This window comes from Pseudidiomarina tainanensis (assembly GCF_900115255.1).
Taxonomy (GTDB): Bacteria; Pseudomonadota; Gammaproteobacteria; order Enterobacterales; family Alteromonadaceae; genus Pseudidiomarina; species Pseudidiomarina tainanensis.
The window spans coordinates 669,416-686,455 of the sequence record NZ_FOYU01000001.1 but is presented as its reverse complement, the minus strand read 5'-3'; the positions used below and the strand labels follow the sequence as shown (position 1 = coordinate 686,455).

17 protein-coding genes and 1 tRNA gene are annotated in these 17,040 nt (G+C 47.9%); 13 read left to right on the top strand and 5 right to left on the bottom strand.

What is annotated here, in order from left to right; translation table 11 throughout:
- Positions 1–17 precede the first annotated feature (17 nt).
- Positions 18–989 carry an NAD(P)H-quinone oxidoreductase gene (locus tag BM292_RS03285; RefSeq protein WP_245751797.1) on the top strand — a complete coding sequence of 324 codons (972 nt, stop codon included), beginning with the start codon at positions 18–20 and terminating at the stop codon, positions 987–989.
- 32 nt (positions 990–1,021) lie between these two features.
- On the opposite strand, the gene BM292_RS03280 is transcribed toward BM292_RS03285, so the two are convergent.
- Positions 1,022–1,106, bottom strand: a tRNA-Tyr gene (locus BM292_RS03280).
- Between the two features lie 86 nt (positions 1,107–1,192).
- Here BM292_RS03280 and xerD point away from each other — a divergent pair.
- From xerD to lysS, 5 genes are all read left to right on the top strand, one after another.
- A complete protein-coding gene (gene xerD / locus BM292_RS03275; protein ID WP_092855242.1) occupies positions 1,193–2,116 on the top strand; it encodes a site-specific tyrosine recombinase XerD in 924 nt (307 codons plus the stop codon).
- Positions 2,117–2,148: 32 nt separating this feature from the next.
- On the top strand, positions 2,149–2,880 hold the full coding sequence (gene dsbC / locus BM292_RS03270) for a bifunctional protein-disulfide isomerase/oxidoreductase DsbC (RefSeq protein WP_092855240.1): 732 nt from the start codon (positions 2,149–2,151) through the stop codon (positions 2,878–2,880).
- Between the two features lie 2 nt (positions 2,881–2,882).
- Entirely contained in the window at positions 2,883–4,595 is a 1,713-nt protein-coding gene (gene recJ, locus BM292_RS03265) for a single-stranded-DNA-specific exonuclease RecJ (RefSeq protein ID WP_092855238.1), read from the top strand.
- 59 nt (positions 4,596–4,654) lie between these two features.
- A protein-coding gene (prfB, locus tag BM292_RS03260; protein ID WP_130202863.1) for a peptide chain release factor 2 occupies positions 4,655–5,753 on the top strand; the annotation gives its coding sequence in 2 pieces (ribosomal slippage) (positions 4,655–4,729 and positions 4,731–5,753; 1,098 coding nt in all).
- A 47-nt stretch (positions 5,754–5,800) separates the two neighbouring features.
- Positions 5,801–7,309 carry a lysine--tRNA ligase gene (gene lysS / locus BM292_RS03255; protein WP_092855234.1) on the top strand — a complete coding sequence of 503 codons (1,509 nt, stop codon included), beginning with the start codon at positions 5,801–5,803 and terminating at the stop codon, positions 7,307–7,309.
- Positions 7,310–7,388: 79 nt separating this feature from the next.
- Here the strand turns inward: lysS and BM292_RS03250 are convergent, their stop codons facing one another.
- From BM292_RS03250 to ygfZ, 3 genes are all read right to left on the bottom strand, one after another.
- On the bottom strand, positions 7,389–8,537 hold the full coding sequence (locus tag BM292_RS03250) for a trans-sulfuration enzyme family protein (RefSeq protein WP_092855232.1): 1,149 nt from the start codon (positions 8,535–8,537) through the stop codon (positions 7,389–7,391).
- Between the two features lie 105 nt (positions 8,538–8,642).
- Entirely contained in the window at positions 8,643–9,131 is a 489-nt protein-coding gene (locus tag BM292_RS03245) for an FKBP-type peptidyl-prolyl cis-trans isomerase (protein WP_092855230.1), read from the bottom strand.
- Complete coding sequence (gene ygfZ / locus BM292_RS03240) at positions 9,128–10,072, bottom strand: tRNA-modifying protein YgfZ (protein ID WP_092855228.1); 945 nt, start codon at positions 10,070–10,072, stop codon at positions 9,128–9,130. The genes BM292_RS03245 and ygfZ overlap by 4 nt, the downstream gene beginning before the upstream one ends.
- Before the next feature lie 108 nt (positions 10,073–10,180).
- On the opposite strand from ygfZ, the gene BM292_RS03235 reads away from it, so the two are divergent.
- On the top strand, positions 10,181–10,453 hold the full coding sequence (locus tag BM292_RS03235; protein WP_092855226.1) for an FAD assembly factor SdhE: 273 nt from the start codon (positions 10,181–10,183) through the stop codon (positions 10,451–10,453).
- Positions 10,454–10,753 (top strand): YgfX family protein, encoded by a 300-nt coding sequence (locus tag BM292_RS11720; protein ID WP_143434062.1) that lies wholly within the window; start codon positions 10,454–10,456, stop codon positions 10,751–10,753.
- On the opposite strand, the gene nadB is transcribed toward BM292_RS11720, so the two are convergent.
- Complete coding sequence (gene nadB, locus BM292_RS03230; RefSeq protein WP_092855224.1) at positions 10,697–12,298, bottom strand: L-aspartate oxidase; 1,602 nt, start codon at positions 12,296–12,298, stop codon at positions 10,697–10,699. The two genes, BM292_RS11720 and nadB, sit on opposite strands and share 57 nt — an antisense overlap.
- A 174-nt stretch (positions 12,299–12,472) precedes the next feature.
- On the opposite strand from nadB, the gene rpoE reads away from it, so the two are divergent.
- From rpoE to lepA, 5 genes are all read left to right on the top strand, one after another.
- Positions 12,473–13,051, top strand: a complete 579-nt coding sequence (rpoE, locus tag BM292_RS03225; protein ID WP_092855222.1) for an RNA polymerase sigma factor RpoE — start codon at positions 12,473–12,475, stop codon at positions 13,049–13,051.
- A gap of 20 nt (positions 13,052–13,071) precedes the next feature.
- Positions 13,072–13,701 (top strand): sigma-E factor negative regulatory protein, encoded by a 630-nt coding sequence (locus BM292_RS03220; protein WP_092855220.1) that lies wholly within the window; start codon positions 13,072–13,074, stop codon positions 13,699–13,701.
- A complete protein-coding gene (locus BM292_RS03215) occupies positions 13,694–14,686 on the top strand; it encodes a MucB/RseB family sigma factor regulatory protein (RefSeq protein WP_092855218.1) in 993 nt (330 codons plus the stop codon). The genes BM292_RS03220 and BM292_RS03215 overlap by 8 nt, the downstream gene beginning before the upstream one ends.
- The gene (locus BM292_RS03210; RefSeq protein WP_092855216.1) at positions 14,683–15,117 is read left to right on the top strand and encodes a SoxR reducing system RseC family protein; all 435 of its coding nucleotides are present in this window, start codon (positions 14,683–14,685) and stop codon (positions 15,115–15,117) included. Before BM292_RS03215 ends, BM292_RS03210 begins: the two co-directional genes overlap by 4 nt.
- Before the next feature lie 92 nt (positions 15,118–15,209).
- Entirely contained in the window at positions 15,210–17,021 is a 1,812-nt protein-coding gene (lepA, locus tag BM292_RS03205) for a translation elongation factor 4 (protein ID WP_092855213.1), read from the top strand.
- Positions 17,022–17,040 lie beyond the last annotated feature (19 nt).

Genomic DNA, 17,040 nt, shown 5'->3' with positions numbered 1-17,040 from the left:
CCTTATAAGGAGATGTTATGTCAACAAACATGCAAGTGATGGTTGCCGGTGAAAACCAGCAGGTTCAGTGGCAACACCGGGCGCGACCAGAAGTTGGGGCACATGAAGTTCTTATTAAAGTAGCCTATAGCGGCATGAATCGGGCGGATTTGATGCAACTTGCTGGGCATTATCCGCCACCGCCTGGTGCTTCAGATGTATTGGGTCTTGAAGTCAGCGGTATCGTGTATGCGGTTGGTGCTAAAGTGAGTTCGGTTCAAGTTGGCGATAAAGTTTGTGCTTTGTTGGCTGGTGGTGGTTACGCTGAATTTGTGGCGGTGCCTGCAAGTCAAGTGTTACCCGTGCCAAACGGTATGGAACTTGCGCAGGCCGCCGGTATTTGCGAAGTCTTTGCCACCGCTTGGTATAACGTTTATGGCATTGCTTGTGCACAGCCAGGTGAAAAAGTGCTGGTTCATGCAGCCGCTAGTGGTGTGGGGCAAGCGTTGTTGCAGTTAGCCCGAGAGCGTGGCAACCCGACATTTGCCACCGCTGGCAGTGTTGAGAAACTTACGCAAGCCAAGCAGCTGGGGGCTGAAGCGTGTTGGAACCGCCGCGACGGGAGTTTTGTTGATGCAGTGAAAGCCTGGGGTGGTGCAGATATTATTTTAGATCCGGTGGCTGGTGATTACCTACACTGGAATCAACAAGTCTTAAACCAAGATGGTCGCCTTATTGTGATCGGTTTGATGGGGGGCCGAACCGCGGAAATTGATGCCGGGCGTTTGTTGATGAAGCGTCAACGTATTATCGGTAGCACCTTGCGCAGCCAACCACTCACCGTTAAAGCAAAAATCATGGCAGATTTATACAATCATGTATGGCCATTATTTGAGCAGCAAAAAATAACAGCAAATATTGACGGTATTGTACCCGTGGGTGAAGTCACCGGCGCGTTTCAGCGTTTACGTGATAATGCGACGCAAGGTAAATTAATTCTGGTTTGGTAATCGCGGATTAATCGAAACAAACGAAAGAAAAGTGGTGGAGGGGGCAGGATTCGAACCTGCGAAGGCTGAGCCGTCAGATTTACAGTCTGATCCCTTTGACCGCTCGGGAACCCCTCCACGCGAGGGCGGCATAATAGCAGATTGAGAGTCGCTGTAAACCCGTTTATGATGATGCCATTGGAATTAATCAACAAAGTGAACCAATGAGCTCAGCGAACCAACCGGTCCCAATCCCACCTGCGGTCGATGAAGAAATTGCGAAATTTCTCGATAAGTTATGGTTAAAGCAGGGCGTTAGCAAACACACGAGTGCAGCTTATCAAACCGACTTGAGAAGTTTTCAACGCTTTTTAACGACGTTTCAAAAAGTCGAGCTGTTGCAGGTGACGAGTGATGATTTAGAACGTTATTTGCTGTGGCGTCGACAACAGGGTTTTTCGCCGCGCAGTACCTCTAGAGCGTTAAGTGCACTCAAAAAATTCTACCAATATGCATTAGCTGAACGCTTGTGCTCCAGTGACCCGACGACACGTTTGGCGCGTCCGAAACAACCACAATCCATTCCGCATAGTTTGTCCGAAGCTGAGGTTGATGATTTACTTAATGCGCCTGAGGTGGATGACCCCGTGCAGCTTCGCGATAAAGCGATGCTGGAAGTGCTTTACGCAACCGGTTTACGAGTTACCGAGTTGGTACATTTACAAGTCGACCAAATTCACTTGCAGCAAGAATTGGTGCGCGTGGTTGGTAAAGGCAATAAAGAGCGATTGGTTCCGCTTGGCGAGGAAGCGCTGGAGTGGCTACAACGCTACTTTAAACACGGACGTCAGCAACTGTTTTCGGAGCCCGGAGATTGGGTGTTTGTTACCCGCAGGGGGGGACCATTGACCCGACAAGCATTTTGGCATCGAATTCGTTATTATGCGCAACGAGCCGATATTCGGTCCCATTTGTCACCGCATACATTGCGACATGCTTTTGCTACGCATCTGTTGAATCATGGTGCAGATTTACGTGTGTTACAGATGTTGCTGGGGCATAGCGATTTATCGACAACACAAATATATACACATGTCGCGCGCGAACGGCTGCAGCAATTGCACGCAAGCCATCACCCGCGGGCATAATTTTATTGAACACAGCCAACATAGGATATTTCATGAAGTACTTGGCAGTTTTAGGTTTAAGTATTGTCGCAGTTGCCTGCTCGCCTGAGCAAGCGTCGACAGTGCCGGTTGAGTCACAAAGTGGACAGGTCGAGTTTGATACCACTCATATGCAACGGATGGGGTTTGTCGTTGAATCTGCAAAACCAGCACATATTGACGGATTAATGGAAGTTATTACTGATCAAGGACTTGTGTATGCCAGTGACGACGGTCGCCACATTGTCAGTGGTCGTATATTTAAAATTACTGGCAGTGAGCCTGATAACGTCAGTGAAACGGTGCTTGAAAGTATGCGGGTGAGAGACTTAGAACAGGTGCAAGACAGTGTGATTGAATTCCAAGCGCCGAATGAAAAACACGTTATTCATGTATTTACCGATACGAGTTGTGGCTACTGCCGACAACTGCACGAGCGTATTGATGAATATCTCGAAGCCGGCATTACCGTGCGTTATTTGGCATGGCCGCGAAATGGGATGCAAAGTAACGCCGCGAATGATTTGAAGAATGTTTGGTGCGCCGAAGATCAGCAAGCTGCACTAAGTGCTGCGAAGCACGACGAACCATTCAATTCAACAGAGTGTGATGACCCAGTGGCGCAGCATTTTGCGCTGGGGCAAAAATTTGGCGTACGCGGCACGCCAGCCATTGTGTTTGAGTCGGGCCGAATGTTACCTGGCTATGTGCCACCTGAGCGCCTCGCAGCGGAACTGAATAAATAATAATGGCTGAAATTAGCATTCAACGTCGACCTACGGTTACTGTAGGCGATTGGGCTACTGGTATACCGCCTGTGCTGGCGCAAATTTTAGCTCGACGCGGTATTGTTGACGCGCCTCAGCTCGATCTCAGCGCGAAACAACTGCCACACTTTAACTTGCTTCGCGGTGTTGAGACGGCGGCGTGCATTCTGGCAGATGCTATTGCACAGCAGCAGGCCATATGTATCTGTGGTGACTTTGATGCTGATGGCGCCACTTCCACGGCGTTGATGGTTTCGGTATTACAAGCGCTGGGCGCCGAACGCGTTGGTTATATTGTGCCGAATCGTTTCGCAGATGGTTATGGCTTATCACCAGCGGTTGTTGCACAAGCGCAACAACAAGGCGCTGAGGTGATTGTGACGGTGGATAGTGGCATCTCATGTCATGCTGGCGTTGCTGCGGCAAAAGCAGCAGGGATGACTGTGATTATTACCGACCATCACTTACCCGGACCACAATTACCGCCAGCTGATGTGATTGTAAACCCGAACCAACCCGCTTGCGATTTCCCCAGCCCCAATATTGCCGGAGTTGGTGTCGCATTTTATGTGCTTTTAGCGTTACGACATGAATTGCGCGAACGCGGCATAGATACACCTAACTTGGCTCAGTGGTTGGATTTGGTGGCTGTTGGCACGGTTGCCGACGTGGTCAAACTCGATGGCGTCAACCGTATTTTGGTGCAACAAGGTTTGCAGCGGATTCGAGCCGGTTACTGTCGCCCAGGTATTGCCGCGTTGTTACAAGTTGCGAATCGCGATCCGCAACAGTTACAGGCCAGCGATCTCGGCTTTGCGATAGGACCACGTATTAATGCTGCGGGGCGATTAGATGATATGGCCGCCGGCATTGAATGTCTGTTGGCAACAAATTTGACGCAAGCGCAACAACTTGCGGCACAGCTGGATGAATTAAATAAAGCGCGCCGCAGTATTGAAACTGAAATGCGCGAAGAAGCTGAAGCCTATGTCGCACAATTAAATGCTGACAGCGACCAACTGCCAGCCGCACTGGTTCTCTATCAAGCTGGGTGGCACCAAGGTGTGGTTGGTATTGTTGCTGGGCGGGTCAAAGAACAGTGTCATCGACCAGTTATTGCATTTGCGGATAGCGATGATGGCTTCCTCAAAGGTTCCGCTCGGTCAATTCCCGGATTACATATTCGTGATGTATTGGAACGCGTGCACAGTCTGCACCCACAATTAATTGAACGCTTTGGTGGTCACGCAATGGCGGCAGGTTTGACGCTAGCGCGGGAAAACTTAGGGGTATTTCGTGAAGCATTTACGCAACAAGTGGCTGACTGGTTAGGTGCAGATGATTTGACTCATACCATCTGGTCAGATGGTGAGCTGGATGCCGAATATTTGCAAGAACCGTTTGTGCGTCAACTTGAAGCATTTGGCCCTTGGGGGCAAGGATTTCCTGAGCCGATTTTTGATGGGGAATTTCGTATTGCGCAGCAACGTTTGGTGGGTGAGCGACATTTGAAATTAGTATTGGAAACACCACAACGTGTCGTTATTGATGCAATAGCCTTTAACGTTGATTTACGCGAGTGGCCAGATACCTCCATCGAACGCATGCATGCAGCATACAAAGTTCAATTAAATCACTTTCGTGGTCGCACTTCGGTGCAGCTACAACTAGAGCATTTTTACGCTTTGCGGTAGAATACGCCCCCTTTGTAAACAACCTTGCAAACAACGATTGCTATTGAGATTGAAAAACTATGTTCGAAACGAATGCTACATATGTTGCGATAAAAGAAATGCGAAAACGCAGCGAGCTACTTCGGGGGTATCTTTGACTACGCTCAGAAGGTTGAGCGTCTTGAAGAAGTCACTCGTGAGCTGGAAGATCCAGGTGTGTGGAATGATCAAGAGCGCGCGCAGGCGTTAGGAAAAGAGCGCTCGAGTTTAGAGCAAGTCGTTGAAACATTGAACAATCTGGCTCAAGGGCTGGACGATGTTGAAGGTTTGGTTGAGTTAGCTGTCGAGGCTGACGATGAAGACACCTACAACGAAGCCGTAGCCGAACTTGACCAATTAGAAGGACAGCTGGCAACACTTGAGTTCCGTCGCATGTTCTCTGGTGATCACGATGCGTCTGATTGCTATTTAGATATTCAAGCTGGTTCCGGCGGTACTGAAGCGCAAGACTGGGCAAATATGCTGTTGCGTATGTATTTACGCTGGGCCGAATCACATGATTTTAAAGCTGAAATCACTGAGCTTTCTGAAGGTGAAGTGGCCGGCATCAAATCGGTGACAGTGCGAGTGCAAGGTGAATACGCTTACGGATGGTTACGCACGGAAACTGGCGTACATCGTTTGGTTCGTAAATCGCCGTTTGACTCGGGCAACCGTCGACATACGTCGTTTGCATCCGTGTTTGTCTATCCGGAAGTGGATGACTCGATTGAAATAGAAATCAATCCAGCAGATTTGCGAGTTGATACCTATCGTGCGTCAGGTGCTGGTGGTCAGCACGTTAACCGTACCGATTCAGCGATTCGTATTACGCACGAACCCACAGGTGTTGTTGTTCAGTGTCAGAGCGATCGCTCACAGCATAAAAACCGCGATGCCGCGATGAAACAATTACGTGCGAAGTTGTTTGAGTTAGAATTGCAAAAGCAACTTGCTGAAAAACAAGCGCTCGAAGATTCGAAATCAGATATTGGTTGGGGCAGTCAAATCCGCTCATACGTGCTTGATGATGCGCGTATCAAAGATTTACGTACCGGTGTTGAAAACCGCAATACGCAAGCGGTACTCGACGGTGCCCTTGATCCATTTATTGAAGCAAGTTTGAAATCAGGTTTATAAATTGAAGTTGCAGGGCGGAAGGCTCTGCGTAAAGAGGAAACTTACCGATGAACGATAAAACGCAAGCCCCTGAGTTGGACGTCAATGAACAAATCGCCCAGCGCAAGGCTAAGCTTGCTGCGTTGCGCGAGCGAGGCGTAGCATTCCCGAATGATTTCCGTCGCGACAGCTTAGCAGCTGAGTTGCACGAGCAATATGACGGTTCGGAAAAAGAAGAGCTAGCAGCGAAAGGCATTCGTGTCAGCGTGGCTGGTCGGATGATGACGCGTCGGATTATGGGTAAGGCAAGTTTTGCAACCATTCAGGATATGTCGGGCCAAATTCAATTGTATGTGGCGCGTGATAATCTGCCTGAGGGTTTTTACAACGAAGAGTTTAAAAAATGGGATTTAGGTGACATTGTTGGTGCCTCAGGAACTTTGTTTATTACTGGAACAGGTGAGTTGAGTGTGCAAGTTGATGACGTGCGCTTATTAACTAAGGCGTTGCGCCCGTTACCAGATAAATTCCACGGTTTGTCTGACCAAGAAATGCGTTATCGTCAGCGTTACTTGGATTTAATCACCAATCAAGAATCGCGTAATACGTTTATCGTGCGCTCCAAAGTGGTTGATTACATTCGTCGCTATTTGGCGAATAAGCAATTCCTAGAAGTTGAAACACCAATGATGCAAACCATTCCGGGTGGCGCAGCGGCACGTCCGTTTGTGACGCATCATAATGCGTTAGATATGCAGTTATATTTGCGTATTGCACCGGAGTTGTACCTGAAGCGTTTAGTTGTAGGCGGATTCGAGAAAGTATTTGAAATCAATCGCAATTTCCGCAACGAAGGTTTATCAACGCGCCACAATCCAGAATTCACCATGCTTGAGTTCTATTGGGCTTATGCTGATTATCAAGACCTGATGGACTTAACCGAAGACATGCTACGCGGCATGACCACGGAAATCCTCGGTTCAGCGCAGTTTGAAAGCGAAGGCGTGCAGTATGATTTCAGTAAACCGTTTGCACGCATGACGGTAAAAGAAGCGATTTTAGAGCATCTTCCTTCAGCAACCGAAGCGCAATTGGATAGTATTGAACAAGCGACTGAACTCGCGGAATCACTGGGTATTAAAGTAAAACCGGTTTGGGGCTTAGGTAAAATCCAAATTGAAATCTTTGAAGAGGTTGCCGAGCATAAATTAATGCAGCCAACCTTTATTACCGCGTACCCAGCAGAAGTATCACCGTTAGCGCGTCGTAACGATAACGACCCGTTTATTACCGACCGGTTTGAGTTTTTTGTGGGTGGTCGCGAACTTGCGAATGGCTTCTCAGAGCTTAATGACGCTGAAGATCAAGCCGAACGCTTCCGTGAACAGGTACAGCAAAAAGAAGCGGGAGATGACGAAGCGATGTTCTATGACGAAGATTATGTGACAGCGTTAGAACACGGCTTGCCACCGACTGCGGGCGAAGGCATTGGCATTGATCGGTTGGTGATGTTGTTGACTGATTCGCCGTCAATTCGTGATGTGCTGTTGTTCCCACACATGCGTCCACGCAAGTAAGAGCAAAACCGATATTAGCCGTTAGATATTAGATATTAGTGGTAACCCGGCGTTTCACGCCGGGTTATTTTTTTAACGATTAACGCATTGCTTGCAATAAATCGGCGAGTAATTCGTGTTTGTCCTCAATACCGGCTGATAAACGTAACAAATCAGGCGGGCAGGGCGTCCCTTCGCCTTCAACGCTGGCGCGATGTTCAATTAAGCTTTCCACGCCACCAAGTGACGTTGCGCGTTTCCATAATTTTGTGTTGGCGGCCAAATGCACCGCTGTTTGCTCACCGCCTTTCACGCGAATCGAAAGCATGCCACCGAAGCCGCCGTGCATTTGTTTGCGAGCGACGTTATGGCCGGCAAAACTTGGTAAGCCTGGGTACAAGACTTCGAGAATTTGTGGATGTTGTTGCAGTTGCTCAGCTAGAAACATCGCGTTGCTACAACTTTCACGGACCCGCAAGTGCATGGTGCGCATGCCGCGTAATAACTGCGCGGCGTCGTGTGGGCTTGGAACTGCGCCACCTTGCGCTCGTACCGCACGAATACGTTGCCAATAGGCTGAATCTTGTTTCGTTACTAACGCACCCGCGATAACATCAGAGTGACCATTGAGATACTTCGTGGCACTATGCATGACAATATCTGCGCCAATGGCCAGCGGTTGGGTTAATAGTGGTGTGGCACAGGTTGAATCAACCGCAACGGCGGCGCCTGCTGATTTCGCTAGCTCACTGATAGCGGCAATATCGCTGATTGTCCACATCGGGTTGCCTGGGGTTTCTAACCAGACCAGCTTGGTTTGTTTAGGTTTGATCGCCGCGGCAACCGCATTCAAATCAGTCATGTCGACAAAGTCGATTCGTAAACCCCAGTCAGTCGCAAAATTTAGTAACCAGTTACGCAGCGCCCAATACATCACTATAGGTGCAACAACATGATCGCCGGGCTTTAAGCCTAAAAATACTGCGGTTGCAGCAGCCATGCCCGAGCCAAATAATAGCGCTTGTTCGCCACCCTCGAGTTGGCATAATAACTGCTCAACTGGTTTGTAGGTTGGATTGTCAGCGCGCGAATAAACATTGCCGGTTGGATAAGTATTATCGGCGCCACGAATGTAGGTGGTGGCAACATGAATCGGCAATACAACGCCTTGGCTTTCTTGGTCGATTTTACCAAGCGCTTGCGCGAGAGCGGTGGCAGAGCTAAATGGATAGGCTTTGTTGTTCGTCATGGCTGATGTCACTTGTCAAATAAGCAGTTGTGACCATCAGTATACGCTGATTTGCGCATAAAAAAACGCACCCGGAGGTGCGTTTTTACCGCAAATTCATGCGGATTAACCGTGGTTGTGGTTACCATCGGCATGAACGTGACCGTGGTCCAATTCGCTTGGATCAGCATCACGAACTTCAACAACTTCAACGTCAAAGTTTAACGCAGTACCTGCTAACGGATGATTACCGTCTACAGTAACTTCGTCGTCGCTGACGTCAACAATCATGACTGATTGCTCACCAGCGTCAGTGCTTGCACGGAACTGCATACCAACAGCAACTTCGTTGTCGCCAAACAAGCTGCGTGGAACGGTTTGAATAAGACCTTCGTGACGTTCGCCATAGGCGTCAGCTGGTTGAATTTCAGCTTCAAATTTGTCGCCAGTTGCTTTACCGTCAAGTGCGTTCTCAAGACCTTTGATCAACATGCCGCGACCAAAGATAAATTGTAGCGGTTGACCTTCTTTTGATTGATCCAGAACTTGGCCTTCGGCGGTTTTCACGGTGTAGTGAATTCCAACAACTTTGTCCTGGCTAATAGTTTGACTCATGATTCATCCAAGTTATAAGGCAGTGGGTAAATTTCCAAGAGACTCGCGTCATCATCTTTCACTCTTAGCTTGGTATCTGCCTCGATATCGCTTGGCAGTACGGCTAAAAGGTCAAGTTGATTGTCAGCACGGCTCACTGCATTAATTACCGTGCCGGCACGCCGCCAATTGTCACCAAGTTGCTGTTCTAGCGTGGCGCCGGCGTTAACCGACGGCCCTTGGCCAACTAAACGAAACAGTGCTCGCTTCTGCTTGCCCAGATATTTCATCCGAGCGATGGTCTCCTGGCCGATATAACACCCCTTGGTAAAGCTAATACCATGTAACGCCTGAACGTTAAGCATTTGGGGCACATACTCTAATAGTGTACCTGAAATGAGGGTCGGTCGACCACGTTCAATTTCAAGTGCATTCCAAGCATCCATTGGTGCGTTGGTTGGAAAGTTATCACGTTCGGTGATAAGCAAGTACTGATCGGGGTGACTGCCTAAGGTTAAGGTCACGCCATCAGCAACTTTGGTTACCGCTTGTGATTCATCGACATTTAACGGTTGCTCAAGCCATTCAGCTAAACGCGCAGGTGCTGCGGTACCGAAAACACCATAGAGTGATAACTGTTCAGAAGCATCGACGATGTCAGTTTTGCTAAATACCCCAAATTTTTGTAACTGCGCCAAACTGGCAGCAATAGCGTCTTTATGACTCAGCAATAGCACACTGTCAGCGAAGCGGGTGACAAACAATGTACTCATCGCTTTGCCTTTATTGTCACAGTGCGCGGCGTACAGCCAATTGCGATCCGTCAACTGCTTTATGTCGCAGGTTAATTGGCCCTGCAAAAATTCGTCAGTTTGTGGACCCGTCAGACGAATAACGCCGTAATCTGTTAATGAAACCGTTACGTATTCAGGCTGAGCTTTGGTAAACTCTGTATCTAACACAAGAAACCTCGCTTTCTCATCGATATTCGAATAGATGGGGATGTTTTTTCATTATACAAGCCGTTTTATTTCGCGACGTATAATTTTTGTCGTAAAAGAAGGATTCGCATGGAAAAGTTGCAACAAAATGCCGATACATTGAAAGATAAAAATCGACTTCGTTGGGCGTGTCGTCGTGGCATGTTAGAACTTGATGTTTTATTTATGCCATTCGTCGAAGAAGCCTACGACGATTTGAATGCGCAGCAACAAGATGCATTTCGGCGCTTACTGACTTGTGATGACCCTGACTTATTTGCTTGGTTTATGGGGCATCAAAAATGCGAAGACGAGGAATTAGCAGCCATGGTGGCGTACATTCTCAGTCGCGTAAAAGTTTAGTTGCTGTCGCAATTCACCGTGCAACCTTGGGCTTGGCTGCGGTTGCGGCAGCAAGTTTGGGGTGTCGATCAGCAGCGGGGCGTCTGGGTACAACTGAATGACCTTGATCAGGTCTGTTGGCACCTGCAACCATTATCGTGGGTGACGCCGTGGGGCGCTTTGCTCATTTTGCAGCGTCCAGATACTGCACGGCGTTGGTTATGGTTGCCGCGCAGTTGGTTAGGTGATGCGCAATATCGCCGTTTAGCTCGATTTTTGCTGCGCTGGCGTCAGTACGGTCGGCTGAGCTTCAGCAAGTAATTCTGGATAATCGAGATTGTAGTGCAAGCCACGACTTTCGTGACGTGCCATGGCGCTACGGACAATGAGTTCAGCAACTTGTACCAAGTTACGCAACTCTAATAAATTATTGCTAACTTTAAAGTTACTGTAATATTCGTGAATTTCCTGCTGCAGCAATTCAATGCGGCGCAGCGCTCGTTGCAACCGTTTGTTCGTGCGCACAATACCCACGTAGTCCCACATAAACAAGCGTAACTCATGCCAGTTATGCTGAATAATAACTTCTTCATCTGAATCGTTGACCTGACTTTCATCCCACGCCGGGAGGTTGGTGCGCAGTGACACCTGATCAAGCTGAGCGATGATGTCAGAAGCTGCAGCGCGAGCAAAAACTAAGCACTCTAATAGAGAGTTGCTCGCCATGCGATTCGCACCGTGTAAGCCAGTGTAGGCAACTTCGCCAATGGCATAGAGATTATTCACGGCTGTTCTAGCCTGCAGATCTGTTTTCACACCGCCGCAGGTGTAGTGGGCGGCAGGAACGACTGGCATCGGTTCGCGGCTGATATCAATGCCTAAACTCAAGCATTTATCATAGATATTCGGGAAATGCTCTTGGATAAACTCCTTAGGCTTATGCGAAATATCTAAGTACATACAATCCGCGCCCAAGCGTTTCATTTCGTAGTCAATGGCGCGTGCAACCACGTCGCGTGGTGCCAACTCTGCGGCCGGATGAAATTCTGGCATAAAACGGCTGCCATCAGGACGACGTAATACTGCCCCTTCACCGCGTAGCGCTTCAGTTAGCAGGAATGACTGTGCATTGGGATGGAATAAACAGGTTGGATGGAATTGATTGAATTCCATGTTGGCAACCTGACAGCCAGCGCGCCACGCCATAGCGATGCCGTCACCACTGGCGACATCTGGATTACTGGTGTACTGATAAACTTTACTGGCACCGCCTGTGCAAAGTGCGACAAAACGCGCTGAAATCGTTTCAACACGCTGATTGATCCGATTTAAAATATAAGCGCCATAGCAACGTTGTTCGCCACCGACGTGCTTATTTGTGATTAAATCAACCGCATTCACGCGTTCTAAAATGGTGATATTTGGATGTTGCTTGGTTTGTTCTACCAGCGTAGTTTGCACCGCGCGACCAGTCGCATCGGCTGCGTGTAGAATGCGGCGATGACTATGGCCACCTTCTTGGTTAAGATGAAACTGGCCATCATCAATACGATCGAAGCCAACCCCAATATCAATAAGCCATTGCAGACTTTCTTTTGCGTGACTTGTGGTAAACTTCACTGCCTCGATGTCACATAAACCGGCACCCGCAACTAAAGTGTCTTCAATGTGGCTTTCAATGCTATCATTCTCGTCGAATACAGCAGCGATACCACCTTGTGCGTAGTATGTTGAGCCTTCGGTTAACGGACCTTTCGAAAGTACCGTAACGCGGGCATGGTCAGCGAGTTGTAAAGCTAGTGTTAAACCAGCAGCGCCGCTACCAATAATAAGTACATCGCATTGATAATGTGACATTTGTTCCATAGAGTATGTGGGATATTTAGCGTGCTAACACGCTGATCTGCTAAAGGAATAGAGGCGATTTTACTCTTTTGAATTTTTTTTGCGAACTTTTTACGCACACATAGGTCATAGTTTGCAAGTACGCAACGGGCCTATATATCTGACGTAGCTAGGGGTTGAGGAGAGCGGGCTCGGATGAGCGAACAAGAAACAGATAAAGCCCTGGTAGAACGAGTGCAACAGGGCGACCAAAGAGCCTTTGATTTGTTGGTAAAGAAATATCAGCACAAAGTGATGAGTCTGATATCGCGCTACGTTAAACAACAGGCAGATGTGCCAGACGTAGCGCAGGAAACATTTGTAAAAGCTTATCGTGCCTTAGCGAATTTCCGTGGCGATAGCGCTTTTTATACTTGGTTGTACCGAATTGCGGTGAATACAGCGAAAAACTATTTGGTTGCACAAGGGCGGAAGCCGCCAGCCAATGATGTTGATGCTGACGAAGCCGAGTTTTATGAAGGTAGTGGCGCATTGAAAGATAGCGCTTCGCCAGAAAGTATGTTGTTAACGGATGAGATTCGTGACGTCGTAATGCGAACCATCGATGACTTACCGGAAGATTTACGTCGTGCTATAACGCTACGTGAAATTGAAGGTTTGGGTTATGAAGAAATAGCCATTGAAATGGATTGTCCTATTGGCACCGTGCGGTCACGAATTTTTCGAGCGCGTGAGGCGATAGATCAACAATTACGGCCGTTATTAGAGCGCTAAACTGAATTTGAGGAAGCTTTATGTCTGATCGTTGCAAACAAAATGCCTCAGCATTGTTAGATAATCACTTCGGTGATTCAGGTGCTGATGCTGAACGTCCTTTTAATGCTGAGTTGTCAGCATTGTTGGACGATGAACAGGCACGTGCCACATGGCAACGCTACGCGTTGATGGGACATGTGATGCGTGGCGATGCACAGGCGAATCAACACATTGATATTAGTGCTCGCATAGCGATGCAAATTTCTCAGGAATCGGTGGTGGTTCAACCGTCAATTCAGCAAGGCGGAGCTATGGCGCGAGCCGCTAGCCGTTGGTTAAAACCGGCGGGTAGTATTGCGATTGCAGCAAGTGTTGCATTAGTTGCGGTACTGTCGGTGCAACAGCCGGTAGTTGAAACAGAGCAAGCTACCCCAAGCGTGACATCACCAGCTTTAATTACCAATCCGTTCGGTGGTCGTAATCCGGTGAGTTATAACACGGTAATTGAGTCACAAGCTCCGTCCGCGGCTGAAGTTGCGCAGCAACGCCAGTTACTGCATTCCTATATGCTTGATCACCAACGCCAGTTACAGCTTTCCTTACAGGCGGATAAAGAACAGCAGCAAGAATCATCAACCGTTGAGAAGTTAAACGAACAGAATGATTAAATATGTCGCCGCGATTGCTCTTTGGTTTGTAGCAATCGCTCCTTTTGGCGCTTCTGGACAATCCGAAGTGAGCGTAGAACGCGCCGCCAATATGGGCCAGATTTGGTTTGACCGCATGGCTCGTTCATTGCGTGACCTCAATTTCGAAGCAACTCTCGTGCAGAGCCAAGGCCAACGTATACAACCGTTGGTATGGTTACATGGTAACTATGATCATCAAACCGATCTTGAACTTCTTATTTATTTAAACGGCGCGGATAACCGAGCTTTACGGGTCGGTGATCAAACATACTATTATTCGCAAATCGGCGGTTCCTACACGTTACAATCAGATGTGACGGTTGGATTAATCCCTCCAGCCTTTTATGAACCGTTTGCTAACATCGCTCAACACTACCAAGTTATCGCCAGCGGTGGTATGCGTGTTACTGGCCGACCAGCACAATATCTGCGGCTGATTAGCCGTGATGATTACCGTTACCATTATGATCTATGGGTTGACCGCGACTCGGGCATGTTATTAAAACTGCAGATGATGACGCCCCAAGGTGAAGTGTTAGAACAATTACAGCTCACGTCGATTATGTTTTCCGACGAAATTCCTGAACAACTCACTGAAGTTAGCGCTATTCAACGTCCTCCAAAGCTTTACGATACACAACAACTGAGTGAATTACGCTTCGCGTTGCGGCCGAATTGGTTACCGGGTGGATTTGATTTGCGTCGCGCTCATCATCGTCAACTATATGATACCCAGTTGCCGACCGATTACTTTTTGTTTAGTGATGGGCTGACCGAAGTATCAATTTATGTCACCGAGCAACAAGCACAGAAATTGCCAAGTTTGGCCTATCAAGGGCCAGAGTCACTCGTGAATACGTTTGTTGAAGGTTATGCGGTTACCGTTGTTGGTAAATTACCAGCGGACACGTTACAACGTATTGCTGAAAACATGGTCATTACCACTGAGAGTGCGCAGCAGTGATTCGAGAGCTAGCAGAAGTTGTCAGTGTGGAAAGTGACTTTTTGTTGGTCTCAACTGAGTTAAAAACCGGTTGTAGCGGTTGTGCGCAGCAAAATACTTGTGGTGCAGGGGTCATCTCGAAAGCATTCTCTGATCGTCGCGCTGAATTTCGTGTCCATAAGCCGCAAGGGCACTTTCGTCCAGGTCAACAAATCGAACTTTTACTTCCAGAGCAAGCGCTAACACGCTATTCGTTACTGGTATACATGGTTCCTCTCTTCGCTTTACTGGTGATGGCCATATTCACCGGCCAGCTATTGTCGTGGTCAGAAGGCTGGGTGATTCTGAGCGCCTTTAGTGGCTTCGCAGTGAGCTTTTATTTGCTTAAACGCTGGTTGCAACATCGTGATATTCAGGTTGCGCAACTGTTGAGCGTGCAACAAATCGATTAAATTTACCCGAAATTCTTTGTCCCGAACCGCATAAATCAGTATGATCAGCGGTTAGTATTTATTCCTTATTTTTTGTTGTTGCGGGGGCATTAATGCCAGAGAAGGCGTTTAAGCAAGCAAATATTCGCAATTTTTCGATTATTGCGCACATCGACCATGGTAAGTCGACTCTTTCTGATCGTCTCATTCAGCATTGTGGCGGGTTAACCGATCGTGAAATGGCTGAGCAAGTCCTTGATTCAATGGATCTTGAGCGCGAACGCGGGATTACTATCAAAGCGCAGAGTGTGACGTTGCACTATACCGCGCAAGATGGCGAAACTTATCAGTTGAACTTCATCGATACACCGGGACACGTTGACTTCTCTTACGAGGTTTCACGTAGCTTGGCGGGTTGTGAGGGTGCGTTGTTGGTGGTTGATGCCGCCCAAGGCGTTGAAGCGCAAACATTGGCGAACTGCTATACCGCAATTGAAATGGACCTTGAAGTGGTTCCGGTATTAAACAAAATCGATTTGCCGCAGGCTGATCCGATGCGCGTTGCCGAAGAGATTGAAGATATTGTTGGTATCCAAGCGATTGACGCCGTGCAATGTTCAGCGAAAACAGGGATTGGTATCGACGAAGTCCTCGAACGCATTGTCACACAAATTCCACCGCCGCAGGGCGATCCTGAAGAGCCATTGCAGGCACTGATTATCGATTCTTGGTTTGATAATTACCAAGGCGTGGTAAGTCTCGTACGCGTGAAAAACGGCGTGTTACGTGCTGGTGACAAAATGAAAGTCATGTCAACTGGACAAACGCACCAGATTGATAAAGTTGGATTTTTCTCACCAAAACCAACCGAAACCGGTATTTTGCGCTGCGGTGAAGTAGGCTTCGTAATAGCCGGCATTAAAGAAATTCATGGTGCGCCGGTGGGTGACACCTTGACCTTGGCAAAACAGCCAGCGCCGCAGCCGCTGCCGGGCTTTAAAAAAGTAAAACCGCAGGTTTATGCGGGTATGTTCCCAATTTCATCGGACGATTATGAAAACTTCCGCGATGCATTAGCGAAGTTGTCATTAAATGATGCGTCGCTATTTTATGAACCAGAAAACTCAGCGGCACTCGGGTTTGGTTTCCGCGTCGGCTTTTTGGGGATGCTCCACATGGAGATTATCCAAGAGCGATTGGAACGTGAATACGATATCGATTTGATTACCACGGCACCAACGGTTGTGTATAAGGTCATCACTAAAGATGGCAAAGAGCACAAGGTTGATAACCCAGCTAACTTGCCCGCAGTGAACGATATCGAAACAATTTACGAACCAATTGTTGAAGCGAATATTTTGGTGCCACAAGAGTACCTTGGTAACGTGATTACACTGTGTGTTGATAAGCGTGGTGTACAAACCAAAATGGCGTATCACGGCAATCAGGTCGCGGTCACTTACGAACTGCCAATGGCTGAAGTGGTCATGGACTTTTTCGATCGATTGAAGTCAACCAGTCGCGGTTATGCGTCGTTGGATTATAACTTTAAGCGCTTCCAAGAAGCCGACATGGTGCGTGTTGATGTATTGATTAACGGCGATAAGGTGGATGCCTTAGCGATGATTACGCACCGCGATAATTCACAAGGTCGTGGTCGTGAGTTGGTTGATAAAATGCGTGAACTCATACCACGTCAAATGTTTGATATCGCCATTCAGGCAACTATCGGCACTCACGTTATCGCGCGTTCGACAGTGAAGCAATTACGTAAGAACGTTACCGCTAAATGTTATGGTGGTGACGTGAGTCGTAAGAAAAAACTCTTACAAAAACAAAAAGAAGGTAAAAAGCGAATGAAGCAACTTGGTAACGTTGAAGTTCCGCAAGAAGCATTTCTTGCCGTTCTCAAAGTTGGTAAGTAACGCTGTTTGCTTGATGCGC